This window comes from Anaerostipes hominis (ex Lee et al. 2021) (assembly GCF_002270485.1).
GTDB classification, from domain to species: Bacteria; Bacillota; Clostridia; order Lachnospirales; family Lachnospiraceae; genus Anaerostipes; species Anaerostipes hominis.
Window position 1 is genome coordinate 27,315 of the sequence record NZ_NQOG01000022.1, and the last position, 19,047, is coordinate 46,361.

General features: G+C 41.6%; 18 protein-coding genes. 9 read left to right on the forward strand and 9 right to left on the reverse strand.

What is annotated here, in order from left to right:
- Positions 1–43: 43 nt before the first annotated feature.
- The 8 genes from CI597_RS14875 to dnaA form a co-directional block, all read right to left on the reverse strand.
- On the reverse strand, positions 44–604 hold the full coding sequence (locus tag CI597_RS14875; protein ID WP_024729047.1) for a Fe-S-containing hydro-lyase: 561 nt from the start codon (positions 602–604) through the stop codon (positions 44–46).
- Between the two features lie 12 nt (positions 605–616).
- Positions 617–1,459, reverse strand: a complete 843-nt coding sequence (locus CI597_RS14880; protein WP_024729048.1) for a fumarate hydratase — start codon at positions 1,457–1,459, stop codon at positions 617–619.
- A gap of 93 nt (positions 1,460–1,552) precedes the next feature.
- Positions 1,553–4,039: a DNA gyrase subunit A gene (gene gyrA, locus CI597_RS14885; protein ID WP_024729049.1), complete on the reverse strand. Its 2,487-nt coding sequence runs from the start codon at positions 4,037–4,039 to the stop codon at positions 1,553–1,555.
- A gap of 15 nt (positions 4,040–4,054) precedes the next feature.
- Positions 4,055–5,977, reverse strand: a complete 1,923-nt coding sequence (gene gyrB, locus CI597_RS14890) for a DNA topoisomerase (ATP-hydrolyzing) subunit B (protein WP_024729050.1) — start codon at positions 5,975–5,977, stop codon at positions 4,055–4,057.
- A gap of 9 nt (positions 5,978–5,986) precedes the next feature.
- Positions 5,987–7,072, reverse strand: a complete 1,086-nt coding sequence (gene recF / locus CI597_RS14895) for a DNA replication/repair protein RecF (RefSeq protein ID WP_024729051.1) — start codon at positions 7,070–7,072, stop codon at positions 5,987–5,989.
- Between the two features lie 11 nt (positions 7,073–7,083).
- Entirely contained in the window at positions 7,084–7,293 is a 210-nt protein-coding gene (locus tag CI597_RS14900; protein ID WP_024729052.1) for an RNA-binding S4 domain-containing protein, read from the reverse strand.
- 13 nt (positions 7,294–7,306) lie between these two features.
- The gene (dnaN, locus tag CI597_RS14905; RefSeq protein ID WP_024729053.1) at positions 7,307–8,410 is read right to left on the reverse strand and encodes a DNA polymerase III subunit beta; all 1,104 of its coding nucleotides are present in this window, start codon (positions 8,408–8,410) and stop codon (positions 7,307–7,309) included.
- 254 nt (positions 8,411–8,664) lie between these two features.
- Positions 8,665–10,008, reverse strand: coding sequence for a chromosomal replication initiator protein DnaA (gene dnaA / locus CI597_RS14910; protein ID WP_024729054.1), 1,344 nt, complete (start codon positions 10,006–10,008; stop codon positions 8,665–8,667).
- A gap of 429 nt (positions 10,009–10,437) precedes the next feature.
- Here dnaA and rpmH point away from each other — a divergent pair, with 429 nt between their 5' ends.
- The 8 genes from rpmH to rsmG are packed head-to-tail and all read left to right on the forward strand — an operon-like array spanning position 10,438 to position 17,021.
- Positions 10,438–10,572, forward strand: a complete 135-nt coding sequence (rpmH, locus tag CI597_RS14915) for a 50S ribosomal protein L34 (protein WP_006568113.1) — start codon at positions 10,438–10,440, stop codon at positions 10,570–10,572.
- Between the two features lie 52 nt (positions 10,573–10,624).
- Positions 10,625–10,972, forward strand: a complete 348-nt coding sequence (gene rnpA / locus CI597_RS14920; protein WP_024729055.1) for a ribonuclease P protein component — start codon at positions 10,625–10,627, stop codon at positions 10,970–10,972.
- Positions 10,969–11,211, forward strand: a complete 243-nt coding sequence (gene yidD / locus CI597_RS14925; RefSeq protein WP_024729056.1) for a membrane protein insertion efficiency factor YidD — start codon at positions 10,969–10,971, stop codon at positions 11,209–11,211. The genes rnpA and yidD overlap by 4 nt, the downstream gene beginning before the upstream one ends.
- Complete coding sequence (locus CI597_RS14930; protein ID WP_024729057.1) at positions 11,208–12,203, forward strand: YidC/Oxa1 family membrane protein insertase; 996 nt, start codon at positions 11,208–11,210, stop codon at positions 12,201–12,203. Before yidD ends, CI597_RS14930 begins: the two co-directional genes overlap by 4 nt.
- Position 12,204: 1 nt before the next feature.
- A complete protein-coding gene (gene jag, locus CI597_RS14935) occupies positions 12,205–12,987 on the forward strand; it encodes an RNA-binding cell elongation regulator Jag/EloR (protein WP_024729058.1) in 783 nt (260 codons plus the stop codon).
- A 55-nt stretch (positions 12,988–13,042) separates the two neighbouring features.
- Positions 13,043–14,416 (forward strand): tRNA uridine-5-carboxymethylaminomethyl(34) synthesis GTPase MnmE, encoded by a 1,374-nt coding sequence (gene mnmE, locus CI597_RS14940; RefSeq protein ID WP_024729059.1) that lies wholly within the window; start codon positions 13,043–13,045, stop codon positions 14,414–14,416.
- 2 nt (positions 14,417–14,418) lie between these two features.
- Positions 14,419–16,302 (forward strand): tRNA uridine-5-carboxymethylaminomethyl(34) synthesis enzyme MnmG, encoded by a 1,884-nt coding sequence (gene mnmG, locus CI597_RS14945; protein WP_024729060.1) that lies wholly within the window; start codon positions 14,419–14,421, stop codon positions 16,300–16,302.
- Between the two features lie 8 nt (positions 16,303–16,310).
- A complete protein-coding gene (rsmG, locus tag CI597_RS14950; RefSeq protein ID WP_024729061.1) occupies positions 16,311–17,021 on the forward strand; it encodes a 16S rRNA (guanine(527)-N(7))-methyltransferase RsmG in 711 nt (236 codons plus the stop codon).
- On the opposite strand, the gene CI597_RS14955 is transcribed toward rsmG, so the two are convergent.
- Positions 17,018–17,968: an alpha/beta fold hydrolase gene (locus CI597_RS14955; RefSeq protein WP_024729062.1), complete on the reverse strand. Its 951-nt coding sequence runs from the start codon at positions 17,966–17,968 to the stop codon at positions 17,018–17,020. The two genes, rsmG and CI597_RS14955, sit on opposite strands and share 4 nt — an antisense overlap.
- Before the next feature lie 108 nt (positions 17,969–18,076).
- On the opposite strand from CI597_RS14955, the gene CI597_RS14960 reads away from it, so the two are divergent.
- Complete coding sequence (locus tag CI597_RS14960; protein ID WP_235824654.1) at positions 18,077–18,847, forward strand: hypothetical protein; 771 nt, start codon at positions 18,077–18,079, stop codon at positions 18,845–18,847.
- The last annotated feature ends 200 nt before the right edge of the window (positions 18,848–19,047 follow it).

The following is a 19,047-nucleotide window of genomic DNA, read 5'->3' on the forward strand; positions in this document are numbered from 1 at the left end:
GTATTTGTGAAGTACAAGTATAGTGTTGACAATATTTTAAAGATTATTCCAAAAATTTTGCTTTATAATCTTCAACTGCCGTTTCATACAAATTATTCCCAAGGCTGTCGATCACAACGATTACCGGAAGATTCTCAACTTCAAGCTTCCGAATTGCCTCTGTTCCCAAGTCTTCATATGCAACAACTTCAGATTTTTTAATGCACTTTGACAAAAGTGCTCCTGCGCCCCCTACTGCTGCAAAATAGACTGCGCCATTTTCTTTCATGGACTCGATCACATCCATAGACCTCTTGCCTTTTCCTATCATACCCTTTAGTCCAAGAGAAAGCATACACGGGGTATATTTATCCATGCGGCTGCTGGTCGTAGGTCCTGCCGAACCGATCACCTGGCCTTCCCTTGCCGGTGTGGGTCCGAGATAATAGACAATCTGATTTTTTAAGTCTACCGGCATCTCCTTTTTCTCCTCTGCCGTTTCATACAGTCTTTTATGAGCCGCATCTCTTGCAGTATAAATCGTCCCAGTCAAATAAACATAATCTCCTGCCCGCAGATTTTTCAGTTCACCGGCTCCGGCAGGCACTGTTACATATTTATTCATCTCTCTAACTCCTTATAAAACCCGATGTACATGGCGGTTGACATGACAGCATATATTTACGGCAAGAGGCATTCCTGCTATATGTGTCGGATAAGTCTCAATATTTACTCCGAGGGCAGTGGTGCTGCCTCCGAGTCCGCCCGGCCCGATTCCGAGCTGATTGATCTCCTGTAAGAGTTCTTCTTCCAAGGTACGAATATGTTCTTTTTCAGATCTCTGATCAAGGTTTCTGGTCAGAGCTTTTTTTGCCAGAAAAGCTGCTTTTTCAAAGCTTCCCCCAAGACCGACTCCGACGACCATCGGCGGACACGCATTTGGTCCTGCATCCTTCACGGCTTCCAAAACAGATTTCCTGACACCTTCCGCTCCGTCTGCCGGTTTCAGCATAAATACCCGGCTCATATTTTCGCTTCCAAATCCCTTGGGAGCCACTAAAATTTCAAGTTTATCCCCGGAAACGATGTCGATATGCACAATCGCCGGTGTATTATCTTTCGTATTTTCCCTGATCAGAGGATCTTTTACGACAGATTTTCTCAGATATCCGTCTTTATATCCCTGTCTGACACCCTCATTGACCGCATCGTGGAGATCCATACCTTCAATGTGCAGATCCTGGCCGATATTCAAAAATACAACAGCCATCCCCGTATCCTGACAGATCGGGATCTGTTCTTCTTCGGCAATTTTCATATTTTCATTGAGCTGGCAGAGGATCTGCTTTCCCAGCGGAGTCTTTTCTGCCTCTTTTGCACTTTTCAGCCTGCACTTCATGTCTTTCGACAAGGTCAGGTTGGCTTCAATACACATGTCCCTGATACTACGGATAATCTTATCTGTATGGATCGTTCTCATATTTCCTCCAAAAAATTATTCTCATCCACTCTTTATCTGTGATACGCGAAGTCAGAACACAGACTCCTGACGCCATGTTCTGACTTTTGATCTTTATTCTGTTTTTTCTTCTGAAATTTCGCTTTCTTCTTCCACTTCTTCATCCCGTACTTTTGCCAGGCTTGCTACAATCACATTGTCGTCTACATTCATGAGTTTGACTCCCGATGTATTCCGTCCAAGCATAGAGATTCCCTCTACTCCCATCCGGATCACGACACCTTCCGTAGTGATCATCATAACTTCATTTTCTTCATCCACAGCCTTCACTCCGACCACATCTCCTGTTTTCTCTGTGATCTTGTAGCAGCGGATACCCTTTCCGCCTCTATGCTGAGAAGTAAATTCGGTCATGGCAGTCCGTTTGCCCATTCCATTTTCAGATACAAACAGCAATGCCTCTCCCTGGGAATTCAGCTGCATGCCGATGACTTCATCGTCTCCGTCTAAGTTGATTCCCCTGACACCCATCGCCGTACGTCCGATAGATCTGACATCTGTCTCATGGAACCTGATACACTGTCCGTTCTTTGTCACAAGAAATACATCCTGGTCATTGTCCGTAAACTTCACTTCGATCAATTCATCATTTTCTTTCAGCGTAATCGCCAAAAGTCCTGTCTTTCTTATATTTGCATACTCCATGATCGGTGATTTTTTCACGATTCCGCTCTTAGTAGCCATAAACAGATAATGATCCTCTTTATACTCATTGATCGGAATCACCGCCGTTATCTTCTCCTCCGGCTGCAGCTGAATCAGATTCACAATCGCCGTTCCTCTGGCCGTCCGGCTGCTCTCCGGTATCTCATAGGCTTTCAGCCGGTACACCCTTCCCATATTTGTAAAGAACATAATATAGTGATGGGACGTTGTCATAAACAATTCCTCGATATAGTCCTCATCAATGGTCTGCATTCCCTTAATACCTTTTCCGCCTCTGTTCTGGCTCTTGAAGGTATCTACTGTCATACGCTTGATATATCCAAGTTTTGTCATAGTAATGATCGTATTTTCCCTTGGAATCAGATCCTCCATGGAAATATCATCTACATCAAATCCAATAGAGGTTCTTCTCTCATCCCCATATTTATCACGGATCAAAACCAGCTCATCTTTGATCACTCCCAAAAGTAGTTTCTCATCTGCCAGAATTGCCTTTAATTCTGTGATTTTTGCCATGAGCTCATTATATTCTTTTTCAAGCTTGGCGCGCTCCAAACCGTTCAAAGCCCGCAGTCTCATATCCACGATTGCCTGTGCCTGTGCGTCGGTCAGGGCAAAACGCTCCATGAGCTGTGTCTTCGCCTCTGTGATATTGGCAGCTGCCCGAATGATCTTGATGACTTCGTCAATATTGTCCTGAGCAATGAGCAGACCTTCTAAAATATGTGCCCGTTCTTCCGCCTTATTCAGCTCATATTTTGTCCTTCTGGTCACAACGTCCTTCTGATGTTCCAGATAATAATTTAGCATATCAAACAGATTCAGGATCTTAGGTTCATTGTTTACCAACGAAAGCATGATAACTCCAAAAGTATCCTGCATCTGGGTATGTTTAAACAGACGGTTAAGGACGACATTCGCATTGGCATCCCTGCGCAGCTCAATACAGATTCTCATACCGGTACGGTCAGATTCATCCCGTATTTCTGTAATACCGTCTACTTTTTTATCTTTTACAAGCTCTGCAATCTTCTGAATGAGTCTCGCTTTATTGACCATGTACGGAAGCTCGGTAACCACAATTCTTTGTTTTCCGTTGGCCATCGGCTCGATATCCGTAACGGCACGGACTTTAATCTTTCCGCGTCCCGTCCGGTATGCCTGGCTGATGCCCGCTTTTCCTAAAATCGTCGCTCCAGTCGGAAAATCCGGTCCTTTTACGATATTTAATAACTCTTCTATATCTGTAACCTGGTTTCTCTCCACCTGATCATCGATGATTTTTACAACCGCATTGATCACCTCTGTGAGATTATGAGGCGGAATGTTTGTTGCCATTCCGACCGCAATTCCCTGTGTACCGTTGACTAAAAGATTCGGAAACCTTGACGGCAGCACCTGGGGCTCTTTTTCCGTCTCATCGAAGTTCGGAATAAAGTTGACCGTATCTTTTCCGATATCGGCCAGAAGTTCCATGGAAATCTTGCTGAGCCTTGCCTCCGTATAACGCATGGCAGCGGCGCCGTCTCCGTCTACAGAACCAAAGTTTCCGTGGCCGTCTACCAGAGGATACCGGGTAGACCACTCCTGAGCCATATTGACCAATGCCCCGTAGATAGAACTGTCACCGTGAGGATGATATTTACCCATGGCATCCCCGACGATACGTGCACACTTACGGTGCGGTTTATCCGGTCCGTTGTTCAGTTCGATCATCGCATAAAGGATTCTCCTCTGAACCGGCTTCAGCCCGTCCCTTACATCAGGAAGGGCCCTTGCAGCAATAACGCTCATGGCATAATCAATGTAGGAATTCTCCATTGTCTGCTTCAGATCAACGTCATGAACTTTATCAAAAATTGTATTCTGGTCCATATATTATATTCCTTCCTATACGTCCAGATTCTGGACATATTTTGCATTGGCTTCAATAAACTCACGCCTTGGTTCCACCTGATCACCCATCAGTGTCGTAAAGGTCAGGTCGATCTCAGATGCGGAATCCTCGTCGATGGTTACCCGAAGCAGTACTCTCTTATCCGGGTCCATGGTAGTATCCCAGAGCTGTTCCGCATCCATCTCGCCCAGACCTTTATAGCGCTGGATCTTGTTGTTATTGTCTCTGCCTATCTCATTGACAATATTGTTCAGTTCCTGATCAGAGTAAGCATACCAGAACTTTTTATTTCTCTCCACCCGGTAAAGTGGCGGCTGAGCCATGTATACATATCCCTCCTTGATCAGATCCGGCATGAACCGGTAAAGGAACGTAAGGAGAAGCGTTGCAATATGGGCTCCGTCCACATCGGCATCCGTCATGATGATGATCTTATGATACCGTAATTTCTCAATATCAAAATCGTCGTGTATGCCTGTGCCGAAGGCTGTGATCATTGCCTGGATTTCTTTATTCATCAGAATTTTATCGAGTCTGGATTTCTCTACGTTAAGGATTTTTCCCCTCAGAGGAAGGATAGCCTGGGTTGCACGGGATCTGGCCGTCTTTGCAGAACCTCCCGCAGAATCACCCTCGACGATATAAATCTCACAGTTTTCTGGGTTTTTGTCGGAACAGTCCGCTAATTTTCCAGGCAGGCTGAATCCGTCCAAAGCCGTCTTTCTTCTGGTAAGATCTCTGGCTTTTCTGGCAGCATCTCTGGCCCTCTGTGCCAAAACCGCTTTCTCACATATAATCTTTGCAACTGCAGGATTTTGTTCCAGAAAATAAGTGAGCTGCTCATTGACAATGCTGTTGACTGCTCCTCTGGCTTCGCTGTTTCCAAGCTTTTGTTTTGTCTGTCCCTCAAACTGAGGCTCGCCAAGCTTAATGCTGATGACGGATGTAAGCCCCTCACGGATATCTTCTCCGGAAAGATTACTCTCGTTTTCCTTTAGCAGTTTATTCTTTCTTGCATAATCATTAAATGTTGTTGTCAGCGCATTTTTAAAACCGGACAGATGGGTTCCCCCTTCCGGCGTAATAATATTATTTACAAAGCTTAAAGAGTTTTCATTATAGGAATCGTTATGCTGCATGGCAACTTCTACATAAACACCGTCTTTTTCTCCTTCGCAATAAATAACCTGGTCATACAGTGCTTCTTTTCCTCTGTTTAAATAAGTGACAAACTCTTTGATCCCGCCCTCATAGTGGAAAATCTCCTGTACAGGTTCTTCCTGACGGTCATCTGTGAGAATAATCTTCAGATTTTTTGTCAGGAATGCTGTCTCACGCAGACGCTGTCTCAAAACTTTATATTCAAACAATGTTTCTTCAAAAATTGTATCATCGGGAAGAAAGCTTACCTCGGTTCCGTTTAATTCAGTCTCTCCCACAACCTTCAAAGGATAGCACACTTTTCCCTTTTCGTAGCGCTGATTATATATTTTTCCATCCGTATGGACATTGACTTCCAGCCAGTTAGACAGCGCATTTACTACGGATGATCCTACGCCGTGAAGTCCTCCGGAAACCTTATATCCTCCGCCTCCGAATTTTCCTCCCGCGTGAAGAATCGTAAATACGACTTCCACACTGGATACGCCCTTTTTCTTATTGATCCCTACCGGAATACCCCTTCCGTTATCACGCACTGTAACAGAATTATCTTTGTTCAGTGTCACATAAATCGTATCACAGTAACCTGCCAGTGATTCATCGACCGCATTGTCCACAATTTCATATACCAAATGATGAAGCCCTTTGGCGGATGTACTTCCAATGTACATTCCGGGCCTTTTCCGTACAGCTTCCAGTCCCTCCAGGATCTGAATCTGATCCGCACCATATTCTCCTTTTTTCTCAGTGCCCATACGTTCCTCCTAATTTTCTCTGACAATTTTACCTGATTTGACCTGAAACATTTTGTCAATCTGCAGATGACTGTTAATAAATTCTTCCAGTCCCGTGCATGTGATCAAAGTCTGAATGTCTTTAATACTGTCCAAAAGATAATTCTTCCGGCTGCTGTCCAGTTCTGACAGCACATCATCCAAGAGCAGAATCGGTGTCTCTCCGGTCTGCCTTTTTACTAACTCAATCTGAGCAAGTTTCAATGAAAGGGCCGCTGTCCTCTGCTGCCCCTGTGACCCAAATCTGCGGATATCAATTCCGTTTACCAGAAATTCAATATCATCGCGGTGAGGTCCTGCCCCTGTGGAAGCATATTTTAAATCAATCTCTCTCTTTCTCTGTAAAACGGTCAGAAATTCATCATAGTTTACACTATAATCATATTTCAAAACAATTTTTTCTTTTTTTCCCGTCAGATTCTTGTGGATCTCCCTGATGATCTCGTTGAGATCCTCTATAAATTTCCGGCGGTATCGGATAACCTCCGATCCATATTTGACAAGCTGGAGATCCCAACTGTCTAATGTATCCAAAAGTTCACGCTGGTAAACCAGCTGCTTTAACAGGTTATTCCTTTGTGCCATTACCTTGTTATAGCTGGAAAGCTGATGAAGATACATTTTTTCAAGCTGTGAAAGCTCGATATCTAAAAACTTTCTCCGCTCAGAAGGCCCGTTTTTTATAATACTCAGATCTTCCGGCGAAAAAAATATGACAGGGACAAAGCCAAGAAGATCACTGGATCTCTTGATGGGTATCTGGTCAATAGCCGCACCCTTTGTCCTGCTCTTTTTCAGATGCATGTCAATCTGGTGTCCGATGTCCTGTTTCATCAGATGAATCCTTATATGGGATTCATTTTCTCCGAAACGGATAATCTCCTTATCCTTGCTTCCGCGGTGGGACTTGGTCGTTGCCCCCAGATAAACTGCCTCAAGGATATTCGTCTTTCCCTGTGCATTATCACCGTACAAAATATTGGTGCCGCTGGAGAACTCAATGATCAGACGGTCATAATTCCGATAGTTTTTTAACTCTAAAGACTGAATATACATAAGTCACCCGACTATTTCACGATTTCTACAGCCTGTCCGTCAAATTCGATGACTTCTCCGCCGTACAGTTTTTTTCCCCTTCTCGTGTCAATCTCTCCGTTGACACTGACCAGTCCGTCCTGAATGACGATCTTTGCCTCCACCCCGGAACTTACAAGACCGGCAGCCTTTAATGCCTGGCCGAGTTTTATATACTCTTCATTCAATTTAATCTGCTCCATCAAGATTTCCTTTCTAGTGATTGAAATTTACCGGTAGTATTAAGTAAATATAGGATTCGGAATCATCCTTGATAAAGCAAGGCGCTTTCGGATTAACAAGGTAAATATTGATTTCCTCGTCGTCAATGACACGCAGTACATCCATCAAAAATTTCGGATTAAATCCGATCAGAATATCCCTTCCCTCTTTCTGAATCAGTATATTTTCCTCCATAGATCCAAAGAAAGATGAAATACTCAGTTCCAGGGAATTATCCGTAATATTGATAACAATAGGTTTCTTGTCAGATTCTCTGATCAAAAGACTGGCACGGTCAATACAGTCCAAAAATTCCTTTTTGTTAATCGTGATTTTAGTCTCATAATCACTGGACAGCATCTGACTTATCTTATAGTATTCCCCTTCCAAAAGTCTTGAGACAACTCTGGTCTGATCAAATTCAAATAAGATATGCTTATTCGTTACATAAATTATAACATCTTTTTCTGCATCACCTGAAATAATTTTTGTAATTTCCTGAAGTGTCTTTCCTGGAACGACAACTTTAAAGGAATCATAACTCTCTTTTAATTCAATATTTCGGATGGAAATCCTGTGTCCATCTAATGATACAACATTTAATTTTTTGTCTTCAACCTCAAACAGCTCTCCTGTCATAAGTTTATTATTTTCATTATCAGATATGGAAAATATTGTTTGTCTGATTACTTCTTTTAGAGTAAACTGTGACAAAGTGATGCTTCTTTCTTTTTCAATCTCCGGAAGATAAGGAAATTCTGATCCTTCCTGTCCCACAATATGAAAACATGCTTTTTCACAAGTGATAGTTGCTTTGTAATCAGAATCGGTTTCGATTGTAACATCATTATCCGGCAGTTTTCTGACGATCTCAAAAAATAACTTGGCATCCAGAGCGATTTTTCCCTGTTCTAAAATGTTTCCTTTGATGTTTGTCTCAATGCCCAGTTCCATGTCATTAGCAGTCAAAGTAATCGTACCGGCACTTGCCTCCATGAGAATGCATTCAAGAATAGGAAGTGTTGTCTTATTGGAAACGGCTTTGGATACGATGCTGACACCGGAAACCAGGTCGCTTTTATTACAAACGATTTTCATATTGTGTATAACTCCTTTCAGGTTCAAAAATACTTAAATATATATTAAAAATCCGCAGTATAAGCCGTAGGGGCTGTGGATTTGTGAATAACCCTGAAAAACGGCTTAATTTAAGGCTGAATCAGGGTTAATAACTTGTTAAAAAGCCACGGATAAAGCTTTCATAACTTGAAGGTTATCAACAAGCCTGAAATTAAGGTTTTCATTATCAACACAAAAGGCACAGGTTATCCACAAGATTCTGTGTATAAGCCTTATGATGGGTTCATTTTTTTTATAATAACGTCAAGGGTCGTGGATAAAGAAGAATCTCTCTGTAAATCCTTCTCAATCTTCTCTGAACCATGAATGACCGTAGAGTGGTCTCTTTTTCCGAGGTATTCACCGATCTTTACAAAAGATGTATCCGTAAGCTTCTTGCACAGGTACATACAGATCTGCCTTGGATATGCGATGTCATGGCTTCGTTTTTTTGATATAATATCAGCCGGCTGGATGTTAAAATGTTCAGCCACCGTAGTGATGATCAGATCTGGTGTAATTTTTACAACAGTATCGTTGTCCACAAGGTCTTTCAGGGCAATTTTAGCCAAATCAAGATCAATCGGCCTCTTTTCGAGTTTGGAATATACCCTGATCTTGTTCAGTGCTCCTTCCAGTTCTCGGATATTTGATTTAATGTTTGAAGCTATGTAGTCAAAAATAGCATCGTCGATATAAATGTGGTCCAGCTCGGCTCGTTTTCTTAAGATCGCAATTCTTGTCTCATAATCAGGGGGCTGGATATCTGCCGTAAGACCGCATCCAAAACGGGTTCTCAAACGTTCTTCCAAAGTCTCGATTTCTTTCGGAGGCTTATCGGAAGATATGATAATCTGGCTTTTGGAGTTGTAAAGGGCATTAAATGTATGGAAAAATTCCTGCTGAGTGCTGTCCTTACCTATTATAAACTGAATATCATCAATCAGCAGAACGTCGATGGTCCTGTATTTGTTTCTGAGTTCTTCCTGTTTGTTATGATGAATCGCATTGATGACTTCGTTGGTGAAATCTTCACTGGTCACGTAAAGGACCTTGAGCTTGCTGTTATTTTCCATAATGTAATGGGCGATAGAGTGCATCAGATGGGTTTTTCCCAATCCGGCGCCGCCGTATAAAAAAAGCGGATTATAAGCTTCCGCCGGAGCTTCTGCCACGGCAATGCAGGCGGCATGAGCCATTTGATTGTTTGTTCCGACGACGAAACTGTCGAACGTATATCTTGGATTTAAATTATTAGAATCCTGAAGCTGGGTATCCGTGCGGGATGCAGGAGCCTTTTTCTTCTTAGCTTCTTCCAGAACAAAAGAAATTTCGTATTTTTTACCTGTTATATCCTGAATGGCCAGAGAAATATAAAAGTCATACATCTTACTCTCAATAAAATGTATGCCTCTGGCATCAAAATTACTGTTCAATGACAAAACAATCTGATCGTCGTTCACTTCTTTAATATTGAGGGGTTTAATCCAGGCGTTGATGGCAGCACTTGAAATATCGTGTTCCTGTTCAAGTTTTAACAAAACGTCATCCCAGATCGCTTCGATTTTTTTCTTCATTGATTTTTACGGACCTCTTTCTAAATAAGTTTAAAAAAATATACTATTACTAGTGTATAACAAAAGAATTTTTTTTTCAATGTTTCTTTCATATAATAAGTACAATCATAATACAATATATGTTGCCTGTGAAAAACTGTGGATAAATTTATTCACAAAATAAACACTAGGAAATATCAGGGGTTTCGACACATATAAACATATGATAAACAAATATTTCACATAGTTTTCCACAAGTTATCCACAAATTGTGTATAACTTTTTAGAGTCCTACAATATCTATGGATGGAATAACTTTATCGCAAAAAAACATAGAATTCTCTTGACTTATGCAGGTGACTTTGACTATAATAGGAGTGATGTTTTTTAGACAATATATGGTTTCATATATAAAATTACTATTTTTTGATTAAGGAGGTGTTTCTAGACATGAAAATGACATTTCAGCCAAAGAAAAGACAGAGATCTAAAGTTCATGGTTTCAGAAAGAGAATGAGCACTGCTAACGGAAGAAAAGTTATTAAGAGCAGAAGAGCAAAAGGAAGAAATAGATTGTCAGCATAGGTCGCAGTGATGTGACCTTTTCTTTTCTCTAAATAATAGGGAAGGAAAAGATATGAAGCATTATCATTCGTTAAGAACAACTAAGGAATTTCAGCAGGTATATAAAACCGGTAAATCAAAAGCAAACAAATATTTAGTTTTATACTGCAGGGAAAATCAGCTTAATTATAATCGTTTTGGAATCTCTGTCAGCAAGAAGGTTGGAAACAGTGTAGTGAGACACCGGGTGACCAGGCTCCTGAGAGAGAGTTACCGGCTTCGTCAGTCAGAGTTTAAGCAGGGATTTGATCTTGTGGTCATTGCCAGAAATACGGTTAAGGATGAAGGATTTCACACGGTGGAAAGTGCTTTGCTCCATCTGATGAGTCTTCATCGTTTAAAAAGAGATGAAAAACATTGAAAAAGATTTTGATTTATTTGATACAGTTTTATAGAGCACATTTGTCTAAATTAAAAGGAAAAGGAACTTGCATTTATACTCCGACCTGTTCAGAGTATGCAGTTCAAGCACTGGAAAAACACGGCGCACTGAAGGGAAGCCTTCTGGCTGTGTTTAGAATCTTGAGATGTAACCCTTTTGCAAAGGGAGGATATGATCCTGTTCCGGAAGTGAGAAAGGTGAAAGGTAAAAAGAAATGATGTATTTGGCTCAAGCAGCCCAGGCAGGCAGCGGAGGATTATTGTCTCCGATCGTCTGGGTTTTCGGCGAGATCATGAAGTGGATTTACAATGGATTATCAGCTGTTGGTATTGAGAATCTTGGATTGTGTATTATTTTGTTTACATTGATTTCGAAATTGATTATTTTTCCGCTGACAATTAAGCAGCAGAGAAGTATGAAGATCAACCAGGTGGCACAGCCCGAAATGATGAAGATCCAGAAGAAATACCGGGGTAAGAGAGATCAGGCATCTATGATGAAACAGCAGGAAGAGATGCAGAAAGTCTATGATAAATATGGGACAAGCCCTACTGGCGGATGTGCGACTACGCTGATACAGTTTCCGATCATCATGGCTCTGTATTATGTAGTACGAAATCTGGAAAGTTATATTCCTGATATTCCTAAGAGTGCATATGAATTTATTCTTGGAATCAATATCCAGAATACACCGGGATTTAAATTGAGCATTTATCTTATTATCCCGATTTTGTCCGCTTTATTCCAATATTTAAGTGCGCGTACATCTATGGCAGACATGGATTCAGATAATCCGGCGGCAGGTATGTCAAAGAATATGATGCTGATGATGCCTATTATGTCTTTATTCATGTGTATCACTCTTCCGGTGGGAATCGGTATTTACTGGACTGCCAGTGCAGTGTTCCAGTGGGTACAGCAGATTCTGATCAACAATTACTATAATCATACAAATATGCAGAAGATCATTGAGAAGAGCAGAGAGAAAGCAGCCAAGAAGAAAGCCAAGAAAAAAGGTCCTTCTATGTATGAAAAAATGATGGGAGCTGCAAGCGGCAGCACTCCGTCAGAATCATCCCAGGATAATACGATCAGCAGTATTGCCAAAAAGAAAGTCACAAAAAACGTAGAGTATAACACAGAATCCCAGGGAGGAATTGCATCTAAGGCAAACATCGTGAAGAACCGGATGGATAAAGGGGGAAAATAAAATGGCAGTAAAGCGTTTTACTGGCAAAACGGAATCTGATGCGGTTATGAATGCGGCCATGGAGCTGGGAATTCCGAGCACAGAAATTCAGTATGCAGTGATTGATAAAGGAAGCAACGGATTTTTAGGACTCTTTAAAAAACCGGTGATCATTGAATTGACGGAAAAAGAAAAACCGGCTGAGCCTGTAAAGGAAGATAAATCTGAGAAAACAGCGGAAGCGCCGGCTGCTCCAGAAAAGAAACAGAAACAGGAAAAAACCCAGGAACAGAAGAAGACTGCCTGTGAAAACCCTAAAGAAAAGGTATATAAACGTCCGGATAATATTGATCAGATCATAAACGACACAGAAGCATATCTGGATGAAGTGTTAAAGGCGATGGGACTTGTTCCTAAACTGAATCTTTATTATAATACCACCGGAAATGTGCTGAAGATTAATGTTACCGGAGAAAAGATGGGTGCTCTGATCGGAAAGCACGGACAGACTCTGGATGCACTCCAATATCTCACAAGCCTGTTTGTGAATAAAGAAAGCGAGGCTTTTATTAAAGTAAAGCTTGATACGGAGAATTACAGGGAGCGCAGACAGGAAACTTTAGAAAAGCTTGCACTCAGCATTGCAAATAAAGTTAAGAAGACAAAAAAACCGGTTCATCTGGAGCCTATGAATCCGAATGAACGCCGTATTATCCATTCTGCACTTCAGAGAGATCCTAAGATCGTGACAAAAAGTCAGGGTAAAGATCCTTACCGCAGAGTGGTTGTCATGCTGAAAAAATAATGAATTTGGGTTGCCTTTTGCGGCAGCCCTTTTTTGCCTTGCGGAGGACATTGAAATGGGAACAGATACAATTGCAGCGATCGCTACACCGCTGTCCAACAGCGGAATCGGGATTATAAGGATCAGCGGGCCGGAAGCCATAGATATTGCTTCTAAAGTATTCCGCCCGAAAAGAGAAAAAGATATAAAACAGGCAGCCACTTATACGGCTCATTACGGACATGCAGTGAAGGACGGAAAGGATATCGATGAATGTATTCTTTTGATTATGAAAGGCCCTCATTCCTATACTGCCGAAGATGTGGCGGAGATTAACTGTCACGGTGGAGTTGTTATAATGAAAAAAATACTGTCCTGTATTATTGAGGCCGGGGCGAGGCCGGCAGAACCGGGTGAATTTACGAAACGGGCATTTTTAAACGGACGAATCGATCTTTCCAGAGCAGAGGCTGTGATGGATCTGATTCACTCTAAAAATGAGTTTGCCATGGAAACATCTTTAAAGCAGTTAAAGGGAAGCCTTTCTGATAAAATCCGTTCTCTGAGAAAAGAGATTGTTCACAGTGTGGCGTTCATTGAATCCGCTTTAGATGACCCTGAGCATTACTCTGTGGATGGATTCTCTGAACAGCTGAAAATACAGGTAGAACATGCGAGAGATGATATTCAGAAGTATATTGATTCTTCCGACAACGGACGTATATTGAAAGAAGGCATTCACACGGCAATTGTCGGAAAACCCAATGCCGGGAAGTCTTCAATATTAAATGTTTTGCTGGGTGAAGAAAGAGCCATTGTTACAGATATCGCAGGGACTACAAGGGATACTCTGGAAGAGTCTATCCAGATTAACGGAATTCCGCTGAATGTCATCGATACGGCGGGAATACGGTATACAGAAGACGTTGTTGAGAAGATCGGTGTGGATAAAGCGAGAGATTCGGTGATAAAAGCGGATCTCGTCCTCTATGTTGTGGATACTTCGGTTCCCCTGACAAAAGAAGACGAAGACATTATGAAGCTTCTTACGGGAAAGCAGGTCATTGTGCTGTTAAATAAATCAGATCTGGAAACAAAAGTTTCTGAAAGTGAATTTCTTCAGAGAGGATTTCAAAATATCGTTCCGGTATCGGCAAAAAGTCTTTATGGTCTTGAAGATCTTTATGAGAGGATCAATGATCTTTTCTTTGACGGAAGGGTATCGTTTAATGACGAAGTATATATTACAAATATGAGACATAAGAAAGCGTTGTCAAATGCAAAGGACAGCCTTGACCTGGTTCTTAAAAGCATAGAGGACCGGATGCCGGAGGATTTCTTTTCGATTGATCTTATGAATGCTTATGAGGAGCTTGGATATATTATTGGGGAGTCTGTAGGTGAGGATCTGGTAAATGAAATATTTGCAGAATTTTGTATGGGTAAATAGAGATGAAAAATTTAGAAGAATTTTATGATATTGTAGTAGTGGGTGCAGGTCATGCAGGCTGTGAGGCGGCATTGGCCTCTGCGCGCCTCGGATTTAAAACAATCTGTTTTACGGTGAGCATGGACAGCATAGCTATGATGCCGTGTAATCCAAACATAGGAGGAAGTTCTAAGGGACATTTGGTAAAAGAAATAGATGCTCTTGGCGGCGAAATGGGCATTAATATAGATAAGACTTATATTCAGTCCAAAATGCTGAACCGCTCTAAGGGTCCTGCCGTTCATTCCCTCAGGGCACAGGCGGACAAAAAGATGTATTCGATGGCTATGGCACAGACTATGGGAAATACAAAAAATCTGACTGTCAGACAGGGAGAAGTGACACAAGTTCTCACACAGGACGGTAAAGTTACGGGCGTGAAGACTTACTCGGGTGCTGTTTATCATGCGAAAGCAGTGATCCTCACAACAGGTACTTATCTAAAAGCAAGGTGTATTTATGGAGATGTGAGCAATGAGACAGGACCTAACGGTCTTCAGGCCGCCAATTATCTGACGAAGTCTCTGAAGAAACTTGGAATCGAAATGCGCCGGTTTAAGACTGGAACTCCGGCCAGAATCGATAAAAACAGTATTAATTTTGATAAGATGGAAGAACAGTTCGGAGATGAAAAAATTATTCCGTTCAGTTTTACAAATACAAGAGAAGATATAGAGAGAGATCAGATCTCCTGCTGGCTTACTTATACAAACGAGGAGACACATGAGATCATCCGTGAAAATATCGGACGTTCCCCATTATTTTCAGGCGCCATTGAGGGTACGGGTCCCCGGTATTGTCCTTCTATTGAAGATAAGATTGTAAAATTCCCGGATAAGAACAGGCATCAGGTATTTATCGAACCTGAGGGTGAATATACGAATGAGATGTATGTGGGAGGAATGTCCAGTTCTCTGCCTGAAGACGTCCAGTATGCCATGTATCGCAGTGTAACGGGGCTTGAGAATGTTAAAATCATCAGAAATGCATATGCTATCGAGTATGACTGTATTAATGCCACGCAGCTGAAGCCGTCGCTGGAATTTAAGGAAATCGGGGGGCTGTTTTCGGCAGGACAGTTCAACGGAAGCTCTGGATATGAAGAGGCAGCAGCCCAGGGACTGATCGCAGGGATTAATGCTGTAAGAATGCTAAAGGAAAAGGAACCGCTGGTCCTTGACCGTTCTCAGGCTTATATCGGCGTTCTGATTGATGACCTTGTGACAAAAGAGACGAGCGAACCGTACCGGATGATGACTTCCAGGGCAGAATACAGGCTTTTACTGAGACAGGATAATGCGGATCTCCGCCTTTCAAAGATAGGATATGAAGTGGGACTTATCGGTGAGGAGAGATATCAAAAGCTGATGGAGAAAGAAGCGCTGATAGAAAAAGAAATCAAACGGCTTAACCGTGTAAATGTCGGGGCTTCAAGAGAAGTTCAGAATCTGCTTACGGGATGTCAGAGTACGGAATTAAAGTCTTCTGCCACTATGGCGGAACTGATCAGGAGACCGGAGCTCACTTATGACATGCTGGCACCCATTGATCCGAACAGGCCGGAATATCCTGAGGATGTGAGAGAACAGGTCAATATTAATATTAAATATGAAGGTTATATTAAACGCCAGCTTTCTCAGGTGAAACAGTTTAAGCGTTTAGAGAAAAAGAAAATTCCCGAGGGAATCAGGTATGAAGAAATAGGAAACTTAAGGATTGAAGCGGTACAGAAGCTGTCTAAGATTCGTCCTGCATCTATTGGACAGGCATCCAGGATTTCCGGGGTATCCCCTGCAGATATTTCGGTACTTCTTATCTTTTTGGAACAGCTCGGTCAAAGGGCTTAGGAGTGTATATGATTAGTTTAAGAGAAAAAGCAGAAGAGTTAGGCATTACATTGACAGACAGGCAGCTGGCTCAATTTGAAACATATTATGAACTGCTGACAGAGAAAAATAAGGTTATGAATCTCACCGCGATTACAGACAGAGAGGATGTTATACTGAAGCATTTTGTGGACAGTGTGGCATTGGTGAAGGCAGAGTGTGGATTCTCTTCACAAAAAGTCCTGGATGTGGGGACGGGAGCAGGGTTTCCAGGAATCCCTTTAAAGATTGCATTTCCCGAATTAAAGATTGTACTTTTGGATTCCTTGAATAAGAGAGTTAAATTTCTGGAGGGAGTGATCGATGCGCTGGAACTTCGTGATATCAGGGCAATTCATGGAAGAGCAGAGGATTTCGCCAGGAAAAAGGAATACCGTGAGCAGTTTGACCTGGTTGTATCCAGGGCAGTTGCTAATTTGAGCACGCTTTCGGAGTATTGTCTTCCATATGTGAAGGTATCCGGAATGTTCCTTCCTTATAAATCCGGCAGGATCGAAGAAGAGATGAGAGAAGGAAAGAATGCAGTACATCTCTTGGGAGGAAAAATCGAGGATGTTGTGTCATTTGTACTTCCGGGTACAGATATGGAGAGGACTATTCTTAAAATAAAAAAACAAAAGGCAGCCCCAAAGCGCTATCCGCGCAAAGCAGGGCTGCCGTCAAAAGAGCCTATCCGTTAAAAAAAGATCTTGCAGGCTTTCAGGACTTCATCCGTATTTTCCAGATGGGGCAAGAGTTTTGAGCCTTTTATAAAATGATATTCTATAGAAGGGTTCAACACCTGGTACTGTTCAATGGTGTTCTCGGCTTCCGGGGCATGGTCTCCCATGAGAAAGTAGATACTGTGGTTTAAGTTTTTTATGGATGGGATTAGATTACAGTTCAGGTAGTCCGAAATGAGGCTTGCATATAAATATTTTGTATCTGATCCACATTTGTGAGCGGATTCATGACAGATATCCACATATTTCTGCTTAATGTCCTTAGGTCTGTGGAAATATTCCCGGGCAAGTTTTTTCTGGATCATGGGCCTGCTGTGCAGGATATTGTAAGTGAGTGTGCCGATGATCGGCAGTTCAATAAAATACTTGAGTACTTTCTTGCGATTCCCGGGATAACGCCCCGCCTTCGTCATATTTTCAGGATTGATCATCATGAGGCGGCTGAAGTTCCTCGGTTCTGTGTAGCATGCCAGGAAACTCAGGGATGATGAATTGCCGCTGGCGATAATATCGGTCTTCGTGCCAATTATATTTTTGATAAAATCGTTGATGAGCTGAACATAAAGGTAGCTTGTATAAGTGATCCGGGGCTTGTCGGAACGGCCGCATCCAAGGAGGTCCAAGGTATAGACGGTATGTGATTTGGAGAGTTCTTCCTTTATTTTATGAAATTCCAGTTCAGAACTGCAGTTGTTCAGGTCATGAATGAGGAGAATCGGAGAACCGGTTCCATGTTTTGTATAGTATATATTGCCAAATCTCCAGGAGTAAGTATTGCCGTATTTGGAGAACAAAGCGTCTCTCATGGAGGATAATGAGAAGACAAGTTTATTTATCAGATATACACATATTGTTGATACAGTTGTAATGGTGGCCAGATTTCGCAGTTTTTTGTAGAAACGCATACAGAGTCTCCTTTCTAATTTATTACTATTATTATATGACAAACAATGATTTGATACAATAATACTTTGCATTCCTTAAAAATTCGTTTATCATAGAGAGAAGAGGTGGTGAGATATTTGGATGAGAAGAAGATTGATAAGGATCAGCTGATGTCAGATCTGGCTGCCTATTTATCCGAAGAATATATGGAGTGTGTGGCTGAGAAAGAAAAATTTATAGAAGAAAAATATAAGCTGGAAGAAGAAAAAGAGCGGCTGATCCGGTGTGTGATGCTGGAAAAAGAAAAGAGACAGATCCGGTCTGTATTTTCTCCTTTGTCCTTAGATGAAAACCGCATGGAAGAAGTGAAGGAGCCGGATACAAGAGAAGTGGAACATGCATTAGATACACTATCCAGAAATATACGAAAAATCCAAAAAAAGTGTGACAGGCTGAAATCTTATTTAAAAGGACTGGAAGAAACTTATTTTGTGGTTTCCGGCCTGGAGGAGTTGGATAAGAGTCAGGAGGAAATTCTGTTTCTTCCTGCATTTTATGAACTTATGAACCATTTCAGAGAGGTTCATCCCGAGATTATAGTCAGCTGTGAAAGAATAGAAAAAGATTCACCGGTTATTTTTACATTTTCATTTTTGACAGGATTTCATCAGATGATGAAATTTTCTGTTCAAAAAATAGGAATCCGGTCTTTAAACATAGATACCTTTATCGAACAGGACAGAATTATGCTGCAGTTTGTCATGAAACCCAAGAAACAGGTGTCTATACAAAAATTTAAAAAAAACAGAAATATATTGGAAGACATGTTGACAAGAGAATTTGCAATTACCAGATGGCAGGAGAATTCAGTGGTATTGCAGGCAATTATAGAAGTATAAGTGAGGAGAAGATTGAAAATGAGAAGTAGAGGGTATCCATTTATTTAATCGCATAACAAATAAGCCATCTTCCGGTGGCTACTTTAAAAAGTGAATATTGAAAAGTTAAGGTTATGCAGTTGCTGACTTGATCTTATAACCTTGATTCCTTGCTATGATGATGGCCTGTTCTACCGTGATTTCACGGTCAACAGGGGGCA

What these genes read in the sequence shown, in the direction of transcription:
- CI597_RS14880 (WP_024729048.1), bottom strand. Translation starts at nt 1,459, where the DNA reads ATGAGAACGATCCATACAGATAAGATTATCCGTAGTATCAGGGACATG.
- rnpA (WP_024729055.1), top strand. Translation starts at nt 10,625, where the DNA reads ATGAAGCATTATCATTCGTTAAGAACAACTAAGGAATTTCAGCAGGTA.
- CI597_RS14900 (WP_024729052.1), bottom strand. Translation starts at nt 7,293, where the DNA reads ATGGAGCAGATTAAATTGAATGAAGAGTATATAAAACTCGGCCAGGCA.
- dnaN (WP_024729053.1), bottom strand. Translation starts at nt 8,410, where the DNA reads ATGAAAATCGTTTGTAATAAAAGCGACCTGGTTTCCGGTGTCAGCATC.
- rsmG (WP_024729061.1), top strand. Translation starts at nt 16,311, where the DNA reads ATGATTAGTTTAAGAGAAAAAGCAGAAGAGTTAGGCATTACATTGACA.
- jag (WP_024729058.1), top strand. Translation starts at nt 12,205, where the DNA reads ATGGCAGTAAAGCGTTTTACTGGCAAAACGGAATCTGATGCGGTTATG.
- CI597_RS14875 (WP_024729047.1), bottom strand. Translation starts at nt 604, where the DNA reads ATGAATAAATATGTAACAGTGCCTGCCGGAGCCGGTGAACTGAAAAAT.
- gyrB (WP_024729050.1), bottom strand. Translation starts at nt 5,977, where the DNA reads ATGGGCACTGAGAAAAAAGGAGAATATGGTGCGGATCAGATTCAGATC.
- rpmH (WP_006568113.1), top strand. Translation starts at nt 10,438, where the DNA reads ATGAAAATGACATTTCAGCCAAAGAAAAGACAGAGATCTAAAGTTCAT.
- recF (WP_024729051.1), bottom strand. Translation starts at nt 7,072, where the DNA reads ATGTATATTCAGTCTTTAGAGTTAAAAAACTATCGGAATTATGACCGT.
- CI597_RS14955 (WP_024729062.1), bottom strand. Translation starts at nt 17,968, where the DNA reads ATGCGTTTCTACAAAAAACTGCGAAATCTGGCCACCATTACAACTGTA.
- mnmE (WP_024729059.1), top strand. Translation starts at nt 13,043, where the DNA reads ATGGGAACAGATACAATTGCAGCGATCGCTACACCGCTGTCCAACAGC.
- CI597_RS14930 (WP_024729057.1), top strand. Translation starts at nt 11,208, where the DNA reads ATGATGTATTTGGCTCAAGCAGCCCAGGCAGGCAGCGGAGGATTATTG.
- gyrA (WP_024729049.1), bottom strand. Translation starts at nt 4,039, where the DNA reads ATGGACCAGAATACAATTTTTGATAAAGTTCATGACGTTGATCTGAAG.
- dnaA (WP_024729054.1), bottom strand. Translation starts at nt 10,008, where the DNA reads ATGAAGAAAAAAATCGAAGCGATCTGGGATGACGTTTTGTTAAAACTT.
- mnmG (WP_024729060.1), top strand. Translation starts at nt 14,419, where the DNA reads ATGAAAAATTTAGAAGAATTTTATGATATTGTAGTAGTGGGTGCAGGT.